The 17730-nt window shown below is 54.1% G+C and carries 15 protein-coding genes and 2 pseudogenes; 12 read left to right on the plus strand and 5 right to left on the minus strand.

The annotated features are described in order from the left end of the window. Window positions 1-64: 64 nt before the first annotated feature. The gene (locus tag BVC71_RS12955; protein ID WP_086452118.1) at window positions 65-1177 is read right to left on the minus strand and encodes a zinc-binding dehydrogenase; all 1113 of its coding nucleotides are present in this window, start codon (window positions 1175-1177) and stop codon (window positions 65-67) included. A 242-nt stretch (window positions 1178-1419) separates the two neighbouring features. Next, window positions 1420-2019 carry a TetR/AcrR family transcriptional regulator gene (locus tag BVC71_RS12960; protein WP_086452270.1) on the minus strand — a complete coding sequence of 200 codons (600 nt, stop codon included), beginning with the start codon at window positions 2017-2019 and terminating at the stop codon, window positions 1420-1422. A gap of 95 nt (window positions 2020-2114) precedes the next feature. Between BVC71_RS12960 and BVC71_RS12965 the strand changes: the two genes are divergently transcribed. The 3 genes from BVC71_RS12965 to BVC71_RS12975 are packed head-to-tail and all read left to right on the plus strand — an operon-like array spanning window position 2115 to window position 5371. Next, complete coding sequence (locus BVC71_RS12965) at window positions 2115-3554, plus strand: coniferyl aldehyde dehydrogenase (RefSeq protein WP_086452119.1); 1440 nt, start codon at window positions 2115-2117, stop codon at window positions 3552-3554. A gap of 24 nt (window positions 3555-3578) precedes the next feature. After that, a complete protein-coding gene (locus BVC71_RS12970) occupies window positions 3579-4418 on the plus strand; it encodes an SDR family oxidoreductase (protein ID WP_086452120.1) in 840 nt (279 codons plus the stop codon). Then, entirely contained in the window at window positions 4415-5371 is a 957-nt protein-coding gene (locus BVC71_RS12975) for an alpha/beta fold hydrolase (RefSeq protein WP_086452121.1), read from the plus strand. Before BVC71_RS12970 ends, BVC71_RS12975 begins: the two co-directional genes overlap by 4 nt. Window positions 5372-5427: 56 nt before the next feature. Here BVC71_RS12975 and BVC71_RS12980 read toward each other — a convergent pair whose 3' ends face one another. After that, window positions 5428-6144: a sterol desaturase family protein gene (locus BVC71_RS12980; RefSeq protein ID WP_086452122.1), complete on the minus strand. Its 717-nt coding sequence runs from the start codon at window positions 6142-6144 to the stop codon at window positions 5428-5430. 986 nt (window positions 6145-7130) lie between these two features. Here BVC71_RS12980 and BVC71_RS12985 point away from each other — a divergent pair. Continuing rightward, window positions 7131-8287: pseudogene (locus BVC71_RS12985) on the plus strand (IS3 family transposase). A 154-nt stretch (window positions 8288-8441) separates the two neighbouring features. On the opposite strand, the gene BVC71_RS12990 reads toward BVC71_RS12985, so the two are convergent. After that, window positions 8442-9278, minus strand: coding sequence for a LacI family DNA-binding transcriptional regulator (locus tag BVC71_RS12990; protein WP_240516858.1), 837 nt, complete (start codon window positions 9276-9278; stop codon window positions 8442-8444). Window positions 9279-9311: 33 nt separating this feature from the next. Here BVC71_RS12990 and iolB point away from each other — a divergent pair. The 4 genes and pseudogenes from iolB to kduD form a co-directional block, all read left to right on the plus strand. Further along, window positions 9312-9917, plus strand: a pseudogene (iolB, locus tag BVC71_RS12995) (5-deoxy-glucuronate isomerase); the annotation flags it as partial. 124 nt (window positions 9918-10041) lie between these two features. Then, window positions 10042-10710, plus strand: a complete 669-nt coding sequence (locus BVC71_RS13000; protein ID WP_240516859.1) for a FadR/GntR family transcriptional regulator — start codon at window positions 10042-10044, stop codon at window positions 10708-10710. Between the two features lie 156 nt (window positions 10711-10866). Then, window positions 10867-11691, plus strand: a complete 825-nt coding sequence (gene kduI, locus BVC71_RS13005) for a 5-dehydro-4-deoxy-D-glucuronate isomerase (protein ID WP_086452126.1) — start codon at window positions 10867-10869, stop codon at window positions 11689-11691. Then, entirely contained in the window at window positions 11688-12413 is a 726-nt protein-coding gene (gene kduD / locus BVC71_RS13010) for a 2-dehydro-3-deoxy-D-gluconate 5-dehydrogenase KduD (RefSeq protein WP_086452127.1), read from the plus strand. Before kduI ends, kduD begins: the two co-directional genes overlap by 4 nt. Here kduD and BVC71_RS13015 read toward each other — a convergent pair. Then, window positions 12410-13321: an AraC family transcriptional regulator gene (locus tag BVC71_RS13015; RefSeq protein WP_086452128.1), complete on the minus strand. Its 912-nt coding sequence runs from the start codon at window positions 13319-13321 to the stop codon at window positions 12410-12412. The two genes, kduD and BVC71_RS13015, sit on opposite strands and share 4 nt — an antisense overlap. A gap of 195 nt (window positions 13322-13516) precedes the next feature. Here BVC71_RS13015 and BVC71_RS13020 point away from each other — a divergent pair, with 195 nt between their 5' ends. Genes BVC71_RS13020 through BVC71_RS13035 form a run of 4 tightly spaced genes read left to right on the plus strand, consistent with a single transcriptional unit; the run spans window position 13517 to window position 17681 of the window. Next, the gene (locus BVC71_RS13020) at window positions 13517-14398 is read left to right on the plus strand and encodes a carbohydrate ABC transporter permease (protein WP_086452129.1); all 882 of its coding nucleotides are present in this window, start codon (window positions 13517-13519) and stop codon (window positions 14396-14398) included. Window positions 14399-14401: 3 nt separating this feature from the next. Next, complete coding sequence (locus BVC71_RS13025) at window positions 14402-15289, plus strand: carbohydrate ABC transporter permease (RefSeq protein ID WP_086452130.1); 888 nt, start codon at window positions 14402-14404, stop codon at window positions 15287-15289. Between the two features lies 1 nt (window position 15290). Then, on the plus strand, window positions 15291-16394 hold the full coding sequence (locus BVC71_RS13030; protein WP_086452131.1) for an ABC transporter ATP-binding protein: 1104 nt from the start codon (window positions 15291-15293) through the stop codon (window positions 16392-16394). A 30-nt stretch (window positions 16395-16424) separates the two neighbouring features. Next, the gene (locus BVC71_RS13035; RefSeq protein WP_086452132.1) at window positions 16425-17681 is read left to right on the plus strand and encodes an ABC transporter substrate-binding protein; all 1257 of its coding nucleotides are present in this window, start codon (window positions 16425-16427) and stop codon (window positions 17679-17681) included. Window positions 17682-17730 lie beyond the last annotated feature (49 nt).

Genomic DNA, 17730 nt, shown 5'->3' on the forward strand with positions numbered 1-17730 from the left:
ACGGCGGGTGTTCACGTTCTAAAAGCTCAATGAAATCAGGGTAGGGCGGTTCCCTGAACTATGCTCAATCCCATGGCGTAACGAGGTATTTTTCACCGGTGCGCATGGTTTTGTAATCCATCACCGCATCCTTACTGAGCATTTCCTCAAGGTTAACACGTTCTTTGTAATGGCTCGCAAAAGTGGTTGTTAGGCCATCGCGTACGCGTTGACGCATCCGCATGACCGTTTCCTGACCCACTGACTGAAGGAATGGGAACAACAGCCAGCCGGACAGGGTCCAACCGAACCCATAGCTGGGCGTCAAAATCGTCGCGCCAGTATCAAGTCGTCCATAAATGAACATGCGTTTTTGCTGGTTCGATCCATAGCGCGAAAACTCGGTCATTTGTTCGATTGCGACGCGCTCCATAGCTTTGAAAGCTGTATCAACGGATTGCCCGCCGCCAATGGGATCAAACCCATAAAAGGCGCCAGTTTCGCGGATCGCTTCGGTCAATTGCCCCATGAAATTATCACCAGCAGAGTTGACCACATGTGTCGCGCCCAGCCCCTTGAGCAGATCAACGTGTTCATCATTGCGGACGATATTCACCAGCCCGATATCATCCTCTTTGCAAATGCGGGTCAGCATTTGACCTAGGTTCGAGGCGCCAACCGTATGCAATATCGCGCTTTGACCGTCGGCCTTTGCATTCTCGACAAAGCCTAGGGCCGTCATCGGATTCACAAAGGCGCTGGCACCTTGCTCAGCAGTATAGTCACCCAGCGGCAAACACATCTGTGCATCAACCAGACAGTATTGGCTATACGCATTGCCTGGCACACAAGACACTCGCGTTCCAACTAACGCCTGCGCAGCATCACTTTCACCCGCCGCAATAACAGTGCCCGCACCTTCGTTACCCGCGGGCAATTTTAGACCATGACGCGATTTCATTGCCGCATTCACGGGCGCAGGCATTTGCGCAACGAACTTGCCCGGTGTGTAAACCGCAGATTCCATATCCGCGCCACCAACAAGGATCGCAAGGTCAGACGGATTAATCGGCGCTGCCTCCATCCGAACCAGCACCTGATTACCGACAGGATCCGCAAACTGCACATCCTCCAATTCAACAGTCAAAGTGCCGTTCGCTTCCAAAGTGGTAAAAAGTTGTTTTCCAGTAGTGGCCATTGTTTAGTCCTATGACGAAATTTATTTCGCTGGAAACTAAACCTGTCAGTTTAGAAGTCACGATGTCAAACTGACCAACGACGCTACGGCAACATCACATCTGTGTCACCGCACCCTTAGCCATTCAGATTTATTTTATAATGTAGATTATGTAAAATTTTGGTCAAAATATTGCCGCCACGCTTGATGTAAAATTGGTTTATTTTAGGGGCGTTTATTAACGACACCGCGAAAAGCCTAGTTTAAATATTCAGACCTTCATGGAGCGCGACTATTGCCTGTTCAATAACGTTCTCGCCGACCTTCTCTGGTTGGAGCAAACTGTTTAATTCGAGCATCGTCAAACCATGAATTTGTGCCCAACAAGCTGTGGCTTGACCCTTTAAAGGTCGCTCTCGTACTTGACCCTCTTGTTGGCCCTGTTCGATTAATTTGACTGCAAAGTCGAATGTTTTCAGCGCCCGAGGATCAAGGTGGGCCGAAATTGTGCCGAATTCCCCGCCAAACATGAGACGGTAAAGTGACGGATTTTGCCGCGCAAAGTCGATATAAGCCGCCGCCGCTGCAAAGAACTTTGATCTAAAACCTTCGGGCGCAACTTGCACACTATTGTCGAGCGCCGCCGTCAATTGATCAAACCCAACAAGTGCCATTTCTGTAAGGAGCGCAGCCTTATCCTCAAAATGTTTATAAGGGGCCGAATGGCTCACGCCGGCGCGCCGCGCGACCGCACGGAGGGTAAAATTCACCCCGGCTGGCTCTGCCAACATGGTCATTGCGGTATCCAGGATCACCCGCCGAAGATCACCGTGATGATATCGTTTCTTTTCCTGTGCGGTCATGTCTATCCCAATCGCCATCAGCGTTCATGTTGACATCGTCTACATGAAGCCCTAGCTACGCACAAGTTGACACTGTCTACATGGAGGGAGCGGAAATGAAGGACACATGCGAAGTCGGCAACGACATCAACCCAGAGGCTGATGTTGCCAAAATGCTCGACCTGCAGCGAACGGCGTATTTACGCGATGGTGTGCCAAACTTAGCATCTCGGCGTGCTGACCTTGCACGTCTGCGTGCCCTTCTTGTTGAAAACCGACGTTCAATCGAAAAGGCTGTCGCCGAAGATTTTGGTCACCGTTCGCACCATGAAACCGCGCTCATGGAGCTCGTGCCGACCATCAATGGCATCGATTACCTGTCTAAGAACCTGCACCGATTTATGTCACCGGAACGGCGGCAGGTATCGGCCCTATTGCGAATGGCGCACGCCAACGTCGTTTATCAGCCACTTGGCGTTGTAGGTGTCATCTCGCCATGGAATTATCCGGTTAATCTTGCGTTGATGCCTCTTGCCACCGCATTGGCTGCTGGCAACAGAGTGATGTTGAAACCATCAGAACTCACACCAAAAACAAGTGCATTAATAGAACAGCTCCTTGCTCGCGCATTCGAACCCGAACAGGTCGCCGTCGTGAACGGTGATGCGGAAGTGGCAAAAGCGTTTAGCGCGCTGCCGTTTGATCATCTGATGTTCACCGGCAGCACCAAGGTCGGCCGCACGGTGATGCGTGCCGCGAGTGCCAATCTGACTCCCGTAACGCTCGAGCTTGGGGGCAAATCACCAGCAGTCATCAGCCGCGGTGCAGTCGACGCAATAACCGCGCGGCGCATCGCCTACGGCAAGTTAGCTAATGCAGGCCAAACCTGTGTCGCGCCAGATTATGTGCTGGTTCATCAAGACGATGTTGAGGATTTTGCAACTGCGTTTGAGACCGCCACATCACGGATTTATCCCGCTGGACCAAACAGCGACGACTACAGCACCATCATAAGCGATGCGCACTTCAACCGCCTCAATGGTTTGGTCGAGGATGCAAAGACAAAGGGGGCCCGTGTCGTAACCGTTGGTCATGCCCCCGCAGACGCGGCTCAGCGTAAACGAACCATCGCGCCTACACTGATCTTGAACCCGAGCGTTGATATGGACGTGATGCAAGAGGAAATCTTTGGCCCGATCCTGCCTGTCATAACGTACCAAACTATAGATGAGGCCATTGCCTTCATCAACGCTCGGCCAAGGCCTCTTGCGCTGTATTGGTTTGGCCCTGCAGGCAAGGCCCGAGATCGCGTCCTAGCCGAAACAACATCAGGAAATGTCGGTATAAACAGCACGATCCTCCATGTTGCACAGGATGATTTACCCTTTGGCGGTGTCGGGGAAAGCGGGATCGGCGCATACCACGGAATCGAAGGCTTTCGCAGGTTTAGCCATGCCAAAGGCATATATTCTCAAGGCCGATGGAACCTTGCCGATATGGCCATGGCGCCCTTTGGCAAGATCGCAAACCAGCTACTCAAATTCATGCTTCGATAACGCGACATTCAGGGAGGAGACACCATGACGCAGATTAAAGACTGCACAGCGTTGATTACGGGCGGGGCTTCTGGCATCGGCCTATTGATGGGGCAGATGCTATTGGAACGTGGCGCAAAACGTCTGATCGTTTGGGATGCCAATCCAGAAAATATTGAAACCGCTAGAACATCACTCGCCCCATTTGGGCGAGTCGACTTTGACCGTATCGATGTTGCCGACACAGAGGCTGTCATTTCCGCTCTATCGCGGCTAAAAGCGGACGGGGTCGCGATAGACCTGCTGATCAACAATGCGGGCATCGTGGTTGGCAAACCTTTCCTCGAACACACACACGCTGATATTGACCGAACGCTGACAATCAACACAGGGGCGCTGATGCACCTGACGCGCGCTCTGCTACCTGAAATGACTGCCCGTGGACGTGGGCATGTTGTTAATATCGCTTCAGCGGCGGCGCTGGTGTCAAATCCAAATATGAGTGTCTATGCCGCGAGTAAGTGGGCCGTAACCGGCTGGTCCGATTCCTTGCGCCAAGAATTAGAGCGGACAGAAACGGGCGTACGCGTGACAACGGTTCTGCCCTATTATATCCACACCGGAATGTTCGACGGTGTTCGCTCTCGTATCATCCCAATCCTACAACCAAAGAACGTCGCGAGTCGTATTCTACGCGCAGTGGAAAAGGATGCAGTGTTCCTCCACATGCCCACGATCGTGCGTTTTTTGCCTCTCTTGCGTGGTCTTCTACCCACGCGAGCATTGGACTTTGTCCTAAACCGCATCTTTGGCGTTGCGAGCAGCATGGATAATTTTCAGGGTCGCATACAAACTTCGCAAGACACCAAAGGCAGTCACCGGTGAAGACCCTCAAGTTTCTAGGTTTGGGCGTTGTTTTCCTTTTGATATTAAGCGCCGCAACAACCCAAGCGGCCCGTATCTGGATCGAAGCGCGTGTTCCCCAAGACGGAACGCGCATCGACGTTGGAGGCACCCGCCTGCATGTCCTCGACCGTGGAGAGGGCCCCATTATTGTCCTCATCCACGGATTGATGGGACAAATGCGAAACTTTGCACCCGAACTGATTGATGCGTTGTCGAAGGATCACCGCGTCATACTCGTCGACAGACCAGGTTCGGGCTATTCCGACCCACTGCCCGCAGGCGCAAACGGTATCGCCTCACAAGCCGACTTGATCGCGTCTCTTATCGAACAAATGGAACTCGAAAAACCTACAGTCGTCGGGCATTCCCTCGGGGGTGCGGTGGCAATTTCCCTCGCGCTTGACCACCCGAATTCCGTTGGATCACTCGCGTTGATAGCGCCTGCTACTCGCCCCCGATCCGAGGCGAATTCGACATTCGGCCCGCTTGCAATCGAACCTGCCCCACTTCGGCGCGCGATTTCGCTCACCTTTGGCACGCCTTTCGGGCTAGCGATTTTCGAACGTTCTGCAGCAGCGCTGTTTGCTCCTGAACCATTGCCGGCGGACTTTGCAACGGCCGGAGGCGGCCTCCTCTCGCTCCGCCCTGAAAACTACATCGCGGGGAGCAACGATATAAAAAGCCTTCGCGATGCGCTTGCCGATTTGCCGACACGATATGGGCAGCTTGAGATGCCAGTGGGTGTCTTATTCGGGTCAGATGACCAAGTGGTCGATAAGAACTGGAACGGTATTTGGCTCAAGAGCCAGTTGGCAAATGCGACTTATGCCGAAATCGAAGGCGGTCACATGATCCCCTTCTCTTCGCCGCAACTAGTGGCAGATTGGATCGCAGCCGTTGCCAACCGGGCCCATAGCAAAACAGCGAACTAACCCAGTCCGCTGCTGTCTCCTTTGTCAACTAAACGTCCTCGCAACGCGAGAAAGGGTTATGCCGACCGACCGCCCGGTCGTGCAGGCCGACCAAACGCTTTCCTTGCTGTCACAAGGCGCAAATCTTCTGGGTCCATGCCAATGCTCAGGATCGTTTCGCGGTTGTACCGCGAACGCGCAATTTCGGGGTCGTGCTGGGTGCCCATCAATCGATCAATCCATCCCATGCCAAAGCTCACGTGATAGGTGGCTTCGTGATCTTGATAGTGGTGCATCAAGTGCGTCTGCGTGACACGTCGGCCAAACCAGCCCTTGCCAATCTTTAGATGAGCAAGAGTGTGGCAGTATTCGTAAAAGGTATAAGCCGAAACCGACCCAACGAATAGAGCAACCGTAGACCACGCCGTCGCAGGCAGCAGCCCAACGAACGGCCAAAGCACCAAGGAATGAATGGCGACCGAAGCCAAACCAAAGCGCACGGGATACCAATGGTCATCACCTGTGAAGAACTCGGGGTCCGTCGGAAATTCGTGGTGGCCAATATGTGACCGATACAGCGCGTTGAAAGTCTTCTGATCTTCCGGAGGCTCACGATGCAGCAGGAAACGATGCATCATATATTCGACAAAGAACTGCAAAATTACGCCATAGGCGAGCGCCAAGAGCATCCATGGTGTAAATGCGAACACCAGTACGATCAGGCCAGCTAACCATAGAGGTGCAAGCCTTTGCAGTGTTCCCATCGCAGCAAGTACACGTAGAGTTTCGATCATCACTTATCCTCCCTACCACTACTCAATCCGCCGATGCCCAGTTCGGCAAGCGGAACGCCACGGCAAGGTGTTCGACACATGGCCTGGCACGGCGATTGGCAAATAGTTACCCAGTAGAGGTCAGCCAAGTCAGCGACCTCTTGAGGCGCCGAATCCGAGCGACCTTTTTCATCCGACCAGACTACGCGTTCGCGAACTTTCGTTTCGACGTATCGAAAGACTGTGCGCTTACACAGAACTGTTGCGCAAACAGCCCAACCAAGGCGCCCCGCTAGGTGCTCGGTGCGACCGCGTCATGCGTAACCTCATCGCTGAACACGCCTTTATCAATCTTGACCTTCTATTCTCAAAAATGAGGGTAAAAGGCGCATGCAAACCTCGGGGCTATTTACTTAGCAAATCATTTTGAATGCTCATACCAACATACATGCGCTACTTTTGACGTGTCTCTTCCAGCATGCAGTTTGTTTTTAGTCTGGAACTCCATGTATCGCGTACCTTACTGCTCCTGACTTATTACAAACATCAATCCTTTCGGCACCTAAGCTCTCAGCAAACTCTATGGCATCTGCCCTGTAAGCAAAGCACATAAAATCACTTTCAGCATTCAGATCTACATGGTCTCCGTTCAAGTCACGAGCTTGTATAATCCAGAGAAACCTATCTGGATCATAGCAAATTCTAACTGCATTGGGTTTCGTCATTTTTTCGATGGCACCATGTCTTTGATCTGAGACTGCTCTACAGGTAGCAGTTAGACCGCACCCATTCCAATTTCGTGCCAACATGTATTGGTGAAAACAATTAACTCACTTTAAATAATCCAGCCGAGGGAATTGGTTTTGCGACCGTTACAATCGGATCAACCAAGAGCGCCTGAACCACTAAATCGCGACTCTTTTGCAGAACAGCCTCTGCGGTCATTGAGGTGCTCCTAGATTTGTAGAAGCTTTGCTTGGTAAATTTGGAACCAAGGAGAAGCGTGAATGTCATCGCAAAATAGGTTTACAGACGAGTTCAGAAGGGATGCCGTGGCTCAGGTCGTTGAGCGTGGTTATTCGGTCAGTGAGGTCGCTGAGCGTTTAGGTGTGAGCACCAAGTCTCTCTACACTTGGAAGGCACGGTTTTCTCAGCCGGCTATGGCACGAGAGGCGGAAGCTGATCTGGCTCTGGAACTGCGCCGGATCAAGAAGGAGCTGGCCCGTGTCGCCGAGGAGCGTGATATTCTAAAAAAGGCCGCAGCATACTTCGCGCGAGAGTCCCGGTGAAGTATGGTTCCATTCGGGCTCACCGGTCCGAGTTTTCGGTCCGCTCGATGTGTCGAGTGCTGATGGTCCATGTCAGTGGATTTTATGCCTGGCTCAAAAATCCGCTAAGTAAACGTGCATTGAATGATGCGCGGCAAACAGAACTGTTCCGTCAGGCGTGGACCGACAGCGGCAAGGTTTATGGCTATCGCAAACTGACCGATGATCTGCGAGATCAAGGGGAACAGGTTTCCGAGAACCGGGTCGCCCGGCTGGCCAGTTTGGCTGGCATTTCAGCGCAGATTGGATACCGGCGGCGCCCTGGTCGATACGGAGCCACGCCATCTGTGGTCGCCACAAATGCTTTGGATCGGCAATTCAGTGTCGACATGCCTGACCGAGTCTGGGTCACCGATATCACCTACATCAAGACCCATGAGGGGTGGCTGTATTTATCGGTCGTGATTGATCTGTTTTCGCGGCGCGTGGTTGGATGGTCGGCGCAACCTCGAATGACGTCCGAACTGGCGTTGTAGGCGCTTTTGACGGCCGTTTGGCGTCGAAAGCCCAAGGCCAAGGTAATGATCCATTCTGATCAGGGATCGCAATTTACCAGCCGCGAGTGGCAAGCGTTTCTAAACCAGCACAACCTTGAAGCAAGCATGAGTCGAAGGGGGAACTGTCACGATAATGCCGTAGCAGAGAGTTTCTTTCAGCTCTTGAAGCAGGAGCGGATAAAGCGACGCACCCATCCAACACGCAACGTCGCAAGGTAGGATATCTTCGAATACATCGAGATGTTCTACAACCCGAGCCGCAAACACACGAACAACGGCATGCAGTCGCCCGTTGACTTTGAAAACAGACAGCTCAAACTGAAAAAGGCAGGTGTCTAGGAAATTAGGGGCACCTCAGCAAACTTTCTTGAATGTGCTTCACAAAAGTATCCGCATCAACATCGAGTGCCTTAAGGATCACTAGGGCTTCGACCATTTAGTGCGTTGCGCGCAGGATCAATGAAGCATCCAACCATCTGGTTACGCCATCACGCTAAGGATCGGCTGCGCGGGCCATGAGGAGATCAATTGTCCCTTTGACCAACGCCTCTATCGGATTGCGCAGGGTGGTTAGCTCTACGTTTGGCCACTCAGCCATAGAAATGTCATCGAAGCCTGTCACGGCGATTTCGCCTGGCACTGAAATAGATTTGCTCTTGAGATACATAAGCGCGCCAAGCGCCATCGCATCATTAGCGCACACCAAGGCATCCATGTTGGCTAAATCAGGATGCAACTGAATAGCGTTGAACCTACCCATAACGGAGTAATCTCCATAAAGCTTTGAGCAAGGTTCCAAGCGATGCTCTTTAACTGTCTCTTCAAACCCAAGATAGCGTTCATGCGTAGACCAAAAGGTATCTGGACCCGATAGATAAGCAAATTTTCGACGGCCTTGATTGATCAGATGCTCTGTCATCATCGCCATTGCTTCGCGATTTCTTACACAGATGTTATCTACGGCCGGGCCTTCGACGATGCGACCAGATGAAATGACGGGAATGCCGAGTTTTAAACAGGACGACACGACATCGGCGTCTAAGCTGCCTGATCGTAAAATCATGGCCTCGAGCGGATAGCGCAGAACGTTCTGAATGGCAGATTTTGCCGTGTCCCCTGCCCCGCCGATTACAATGGGCCATTTGCCCGCAGCATTCAGGCCATTAACCAACGCGGCGGCGACCTCTTTGTCGTAATGGTTGGGCATTTCACCGACAAAGATAGCGACAAGGTTGGACCCTGCCCCCTGCAAACTGGCGGCCAGCGCGTTGGGACGATACCCCAACTGATCCGCCGCCGTCAGGATGCGCCTTTTCTTTTCAGCATCCAAATAGGCGCCTTCGGTGAACGCCCGCGACACCGCAGAGACTGGGGCGAATTGGGCGACCGGATGAACGTCTTTGAAAAATCTCCTCCGCATTGTTTATACGTCCCGAACGACAGCGACTGGTCGCTGGAAACCACGACCAATGCGACGATCGCGGTGTGTAAAGCCCCCGGTAAATCCGGACACAAGGCTCGCAAGATCGGCCCCGATGGCATCACCCTGACCCAGCGCGGCGACGGCGTGAACACGCGCTACATCAACAACATCGCGATGGAGAACGAAGACTACTGCGATAGCCTACTCGTGACCGAGGTGTTCACCCCCGCCGGCCACTGGTCCTCCTACCCCAGCCACCGCCACGACGAAGACGATTACCCTAACATCACCTACCTAGAAGAAACCTATTACCACCGTATTAACGCCGCCGGAGGCTGGGGCATCCAACGCGTCTACACCGACGATCTGACCCTGAATGAAACCATGACCGTCCACGACGGAGACGTCGTCTGCGTCCCCCGAGGCCACCACCCCTGCGGCGCCCCCCCCTACGGGTTCGAAATGTACTACCTAAACGTCATGGCAGGACCCCTGCGAAAATGGAGGTTCATCGCCGCGCCAGAGGTCAAACATTTGATGAAATAGGGGCGCAAAGTTTCTGGCGCGACCAATCAGACAGATTGACCTTATTTATCTGATAGGTAAAACAATATCAGAAATAAGGAGAAGCGCCATCACGACCACGGCTCGAAAAACGCTCGTTGCGACATTGCGGGATAACCTTCGCGAACAGATCAAATCTGGGAAATTCGCGATTGGAACGCGGCTGCCTAGCGAGGCGGAATTGACGCGCGAACATCTGGTTAGCCGCACCGTGGTACGCGAAGCCATCGCAGCATTGCGCGCCGACGGGTTGGTCGAACCGCGCCAAGGGTCTGGCGTTTATGTGTTAGAGCCGCAGGCCGAAATCCCCGCGCCATTCACCAACATTGATTCAACGCGACTGTCTTCGGTGATTGAATTGTTGGAGCTGCGCACCGCGGTCGAAGTTGAAGCCGCCGGTTTGGCGTCACAACGTTGCAGCCCGTCCCAAGAGGAAAAAATCATCCTGTGCTTGCGCGCAGTGAACGAAGCAAATTCCGATCGCAGACCATCGACCGAGGCGGACTTTGCCCTGCACCTCGCGATTGCAGAGGCCACCAATAACCCGCGTTTTCCTGAATTTATTCAGATGATTGGCCCGAATTCGATCCCTCGGCGGGCGCTGGATCAGTCCGCCCCCCAAGAGGTGCCGCAATCCTACATCGACCGTATCAATGCCGAACACGATCAGATCGTGAACGCCATTTTGGGCCGCGACGATAACGCCGCCCGCGATGCCATGCGGATGCACCTAAAAGGCAGCCAAGAACGGTATCGGAACCTTTTGCGTAAATAATCAGGCCCAACAGCGCGCATCAAAGCGCTGTTGACATGGCATAATTTATCATACAACTAATTCAAGTTATCTGACATGATCAGTCGGATGACTCGACCTGATCTGTCCTCTTTGTGGAATTTCATACAATTCCGCAGCCACATTAGCGGAGGATCCATGCTACACGTAGAAACCCGACACGCCATCCACCCAGACCACGCCAAAGGCATGGATACCGACGCCCTTCGGTCCAATTTTCTGGCGCAGGACATGTTTCAAGACGGGCAAATTCGCCTGATTTACACCCACTATGACCGCTTTGTCATGGGCGGCGCGGTGCCTGCTGGGGGCGATCTGACGCTGGACGTTGTTGCCGAAACTAAAACCGCGACTTTTCTAGAACGCCGCGAAATGGGCATAGTGAATATCGGCGAAACAGGCACCGTTTCCGCAGATGGCCAGATCTATGAAATTGCCCATGGCGAGGTGCTGTACCTAGGCATGGGAACTGGCGCTGTAACGTTTTCGGGCGCTGGCCGCTATTACATCACGTCCGCGCCTGCCCACCGCAAATGCCCGAACCGCTTAGTGAAATTGGCCGAGTGTAAAGAGGTCGAAATGGGCGCGGCGGAGACATCGAACAAACGCGTCATTCGCCAGTTCATCCACCCCTTGGTCATGGATAGCTGTCAGTTGATCCTAGGGTACACGTCGCTATTGGATGGGTCCGTTTGGAACACAATGCCCGCCCACATCCACGACCGCCGGATGGAGGCATATTTGTATTTCGGCATGGACGCCGAAAGCCGCGTTTTGCACCTGATGGGCGACCCGCAAGAAACCCGCCACCTGTTTATCGGCAACGAACAGGGCGCGATTTCTCCGTCGTGGTCGATCCATTCGGGCGCGGGCATTGGGGCCTATACGTTCATCTGGGCGATGGCGGGCGACAACGTTGATTACACCGACATGGATTTCATCCAACCAAAGGATCTGAAATGACGCCGTTTTCGTTGACTGGAAAAACCGCGCTAGTGACGGGGGCGAATACGGGCATCGGTCAGGCGATTGCGGTGTCTTTGTCCAACGCGGGCGCGCATGTGATTGCGGCGGGGCGCCGTAGTTGCGCCGAAACGGTCGAGGCTATGGGCGCAGCCGAAGAAACGGTTTTGGATTTCGCCGATCCGATGGCCGCCCGCGACGTGTTTGAACGGCCCATCGATATCCTAGTGAACAACGCTGGCATCATTCGCCGCAACGACGCCGTAGATTTCACGGAATCCGATTGGGACGACGTGATGGATGTGAACCTAAAGGCGCTGTTTTTCACGTGTCAGGCCTTTGGCCGCGCGGCGATTGGACGGGGCGCAACGGGCAAAATCGTTAATATTGCTTCGCTTTTGTCGTTTCAGGGCGGCATTCGGGTGCCATCCTATACCGCGTCGAAACATGGCGTTGCGGGGCTGACCAAACTGCTGGCCAATGAATGGGCGGGCAAGGGTATCAACGTAAACGCCATCGCCCCAGGGTACATTGAAACCAACAATACCGAGGCATTGCGAAACGATCCCGATCGCAACTCTGCCATTTTGGAACGCATCCCCGCAGGCCGCTGGGGACAGCCGTCAGACATTGGCGAAACGGCTGTTTTCCTGTCGTCGCAGGCCGCGAATTACATTCACGGCGCGGTGCTGAACGTCGATGGCGGGTGGCTGGCACGCTAAGTCGATTGGGCGAGCCGCTCTGCCTGCTCGCCCTCATCATATTGGAACAACTGGCCCGAACGGCTGAGCCTGATTTTTTCGATATGCGCACGCGGGCTAAGGCCCATGGTTTTTTTGAACATCCGCGAAAAATAATAGGGGTCGCTATACCCGACCCGCGCCGCCGTTTCGCCGACAGAATGGCCGCTTTCCAGAAAATGCATCGCGCGTTCCATCCTACAGAACTCTTGATATTTTCGCGGAGTGCGACCCGTGCGTTTTTGAAACTCACGCTGGAAATAATCGCGGTTATAGGGCGCGCGATCCAACGTTTGTTCCACGACATTTTCGGCCAGCGGATGCGCCGCGATGTCCGACGCTGCCTGCATCACCGCCAGATCAATAGCCGCCGTTCCGCCAATGCGCTGCGCCGCGTCTGGTTTCCACCGAATGAACGCGTCATTGATCCACGCGTTTAGCAGAACCAAAAACTGATGATGCTGCGGCAAAGTCACCGATCCCGCAGGCGCAGTTTGCCGAAAATGATGGACCAACGGTTCGTACACGGGCCAAGGCGAAATTTCCGCAATCGGGCGCAGCTCCATCAGCTCTAGCAGGTTATGTTCACCAAAAACGGTCAGGTCGAAATGTTGGGCAAGGCCGGTGTAGCGGTCGCAATGTTCCATCCAACCCACAAAACGCGTGTGCGGCGGGATCAGCATGGCGTGACCGGGTTTCAACCGTAGCCGTTCGCCGTCCAGCAGATATTCCCCCTGCCCCGACAGGCAGACAATCAGATCGTAAACTGGGTTCGATTTATCGACGCGCCACGTGGGTTCATGATCCATGCGGATGGTCGAACGCGTCAACGTTAGGGCCAACGCGCCGACCGGAACACGGTCCAGAACGCCACCTTCGATTTCGTCCATCTTTTTCGCCCCCTTTGTGTATCCAATTCAACACATCACTTCGGATAAATTGTCATACAACATTGGGAATCGCAACGTCAGCGTGCTTTGACCGACTGCCATGGGGATAAGGTGTAGGCGTTATTTACACCTTGGGCAGAGTAAGAGGAGGAAAGACATGGATATAATCTTAGCCAACGGAATGGGTGGTCGCAGATGACCAGCCGCCGTTTTTTAGGGCTCGGGTATCTGGCACCCTATATCATCGGGTTGCTGGTATTCACCTTGGTGCCGTTTTTGGCGTCGCTGTACCTTAGCTTTACCGATTATAACCTGATGTCCGCGCCGACGTGGACGGGTTTGGAAAACTACATCGACCTGTTCACCAACGACCGCACGTTCCGCCGTTCGCTGACTGTGACGCTGATCTATGTGTTCACGACCGTGCCGCTGAAATTGGCCTTTGCGTTGTTCATCGCATACATCCTGAACTATCGCCTGCGGGGCATCAATTTCTTTAGAACGGCGTTTTATGTGCCGTCTATTTTGGGCGGTTCCATCGCGATCGCGGTGCTGTGGCGCTATATCTTTGCGACCAATGGTCTGGTGAATATGGGGCTGGTCGGACTGGGGTTTGAACCCGTCAACTGGTTCGGCGATCCCACCAACGCGCTGTTTACGATCACTTTGCTACGTTGCTGGCAATTCGGATCGGCGATGGTGATTTTTCTGGCCGCGCTACAGTCCATCGACAAATCCCTGTACGAGGCCGCATCCATCGACGGCGCGACGAAATTCACCAGCTTTGTGTTCATCACGATCCCGCTGCTGACGCCTGTGATTTTCTTTAACCTTATCATGCAGATGGTTCAGGCATTTCAGGAATTTAACGGCCCCTACATCATCACGCAGGGTGGCCCACTGAAATCCACCTATTTGCTGCCCCTTTATATCTACGACGAAGCCTTCAAACGGTTCGACATGGGTTACGCATCGGCCATCGCTTGGGTGCTGTTCGTGATCATCATGGTGCTGACCCTGATCGCATTCTGGTCGTCGAAAAAGTGGGTGTTCTACGCTGGCGACAAGCGGAGCTAACAAATGACTGACACAACAATCGACACCGCCCGTCTTCAGGCCCGAAAACGCATCCGCAACGCCCGCATCAGCGCCTTTGTCCGCTATGTCGTGCTGCTGGCCGTGGGTTTGGTGATGCTGTACCCGCTGATCTGGCTGGTCGGGGCATCGTTCAAAACCAACAATGAAATCTTTGCCAACCCCGGCTTTATGCCGCAAAACCCAACGCTGGACGGCTATATCGAAGGCTGGAAAACATCGACGCCGTATACGTTTGGCACGTTTTTCCTGAACAGTTTCAAAATCATCCTGCCAAAGGTGATCGGAACCGTCATTAGCTGCACGTTCGTGGCCTACGGCTTTGCCCGCTTTGATTTTCCGTTCAAAAAGATCCTGTTCGGTTCGGTCATCGCGATCTTGCTGCTGCCCAATGTTGTCACGCGCATCCCGCAGTACATCCTGTTCCGTGATCTGGGATGGCTGGACAGTTTTCTGCCGCTATGGGTGCCATCGGCACTGGCTGGGGACGCGTTCTTTGTCTTTATGCTGGTTCAATTCCTGCGCGCCATTCCCGGAGATATGGAGGAAGCCGCCCGCGTCGACGGCGCAAACAGCTGGCAGACCCTATTGTTCATCGTAGTCCCGATGCTGGCCCCCGCCCTGATTTCGGTCGCGCTGTTCCAATTCATGTGGACGATGAACGATTTCCTTGGGCCTCTGATCTACATCAGTTCGGTTGATAAATATCCCGTCAGCCTCGCCCTGAAACTGTCCATCGACACGACCGAAGCATTCGCATGGAACCGCATTCTAGCAATGTCGGTCCTGACCATCACACCTGCGCTGGCCGTTTTCTTTGCCGCTCAGAAATACTTCATCGAAGGGATCTCCGCCGGGGGGATCAAAGGATAAAATGGCACGTCTACAACTGCACAACCTTGAAAAAACCTACGGCAACGGGTTCCGCGCCGTTCACGGAATTAACCTAGACATCCAAGAAGGCGAATTCATGGTCTTCGTCGGCCCGTCGGGCTGCGCGAAATCCACAACGCTGCGCATGATTGCGGGGCTAGAGGATATCACAGGCGGCGAGGTTCGCATCGGCGACCGCATCGTCAACGACCTGCAACCGGGCAAACGCCACATCGCGATGGTGTTCCAAAACTACGCCTTGTACCCGCATATGAAGGTCCGTTCGAACCTATCGTTCGGCCTGCGTCTGGCGGGCGTGCCCAAGGCAGAACGCGAAAAAGCGGTCGAGGAAGTCGCCCGCATTCTGGAAATCGAACCGCTGCTGGATCGTCTACCAAAACAGCTATCGGGCGGTCAGGCACAGCGCGTCGCATTGGGCCGTGCCCTGATCAAAAAGCCAGAGGTGTTCCTGTTCGACGAACCTTTGTCGAATTTGGACGCGAAATTGCGTGCATCGATGAGGGTGCGGATCACCGACCTGCACCGCAGGCTAAAGGCCGAAGGCAAATCATCGACCGTCGTCTACGTCACCCACGACCAGACCGAAGCGATGACAATGGGCGACCGGATTTGCGTCATGCAGTCGGGCAACATCATGCAGGTCGCAACGCCCAAAGAACTGTACGATGCGCCCGCGAATTTGTTCGTGGCGGGGTTCATCGGGATGCCCGAAATGAATCTGGTCAACGGCCGCATCGAAGGCACGTCGTTCCACACCGCAGGACAGGCCATCACCCTACCCGACCACGTGCTGGCGCGCCTATCTGCAAAACCTGAAAACGCCGTTCTAGGCATTCGCCCGCAGCACCTGAAACTATCCCAAACGGGCCTGTCAGCGCGGCTAAAGAACGTCGAATTTATGGGCCACGAGGTATACCTGTATGCCGATCTGGATGGCGCCGAAATCGTCTGCGTTGTGACCACCGCCGAATATGACGCGATGGACGCAAACGCCGATACGATACGCGTCCTGCCTGACCCAACCCGCATTCATATCTTTGATCAAGACAGCGGCACGAACGTGTCCCTGCCCGATCAGTCCTGAATTTTCGGAAAATAGAGGAGGAGTTCCGAGATGAAGACCCTAATGACCACAGCCGCATTGGCCCTATGCGCGTCTGGCGCAATGGCCGAAGACCTGCGTATGTCCTGGTGGGGCGGCGACAGCCGTCACGCCGCAACCCAAGCCGCTCTGGAAATCTGCAGCGAAAAACACGGCCACACCGTATCGCCCGAATTCACAGGCTTTGACGGGTATCTGGAAAAACTGACCACCCAAATGGCTGGCGGAACCGAAGCTGATCTGGTTCAGGTCAACTGGCCGTGGCTGCCGCTATTTTCGCGTAACGGTGACGGTTTTCTGGACCTAAACACTGTTGCAGACACCGTTGACCTGTCGCAGTGGACGCCTGAACAACTGGCCGCAGTGACCTTAAACGGACAGCTGAACGGCCTGCCCCTATCGACCTCGGGCCGCGTGTTTTTCTTTAACATGACCACATTGGCCGAGGCTGGCATCGACGTTCCAACAACTTGGGACGAATTCTATGCCGCCGCCGAAACCCTGCGCAGCGTAAATGGCGATGACTATACACTGTTTAACGCTGTGAAAGAAACGGCTCAGCTATTGGTGACCCTATCGGTCGTGCAGAAAACCGGCAAAGATCTGGTTGATCCAGAAACCAACCGCGTTGCATGGACCGTCGAAGAATTGGCCGAAGGCATCGAATTCTACGGTCATCTGGTCGAAATCAAAGCGATCCGCTCCATGCAAGAGGACGCAGCGGCCGGCAACGTGAACCTGTTCGAAAAACCCGAATGGGCCCAAGGCATGATCGCAGGGTCCTACGAATGGGATTCCACCTACAACAAATACGCGGGCCCGTTGAACGAAGGTCAGGTATTGCAGGCGGTGAACCCAGTTCGTTTTGATGATGCTGTGGTTGACGGCATCTATGCAAAACCATCGATGTTCTTTGCCATCTCGGCCAATTCGGAACACCCGCAGGCAGCGGCGGAAATCCTGAACTGTCTACTGACCGAAGCCGAAGGCATCGACGCATTGGGTGACACACGCGGCCTGCCTGCCTCTGCAGTGGCAGCGGCGCGCCTGACCGAAAGCGGCGCGATTGACCCGAACGTGGTTGCGGCGAACGCAATCGTTATGTCCGCCACCGGCCCAACGATTTCGCCATTCAACGAACACCCAGAGGTGCGCGGCACATTCATCGATACCCTAGAAGAATATGCCTACGGCCTGATTTCGGCAGAAGATGCCGCCGAGATTATCATCGAAGGCGCGAATGACGTTCTAGGCGCATTCGACAGCTAAAACCACTCGGCCTGCGGCGCCCCGCGCCGTGGGCCATTTATGACGACAC

It is taken from the genome of Marivivens niveibacter (genome assembly GCF_002150005.2).
GTDB lineage: Bacteria > Pseudomonadota > Alphaproteobacteria > Rhodobacterales > Rhodobacteraceae > Marivivens > Marivivens niveibacter.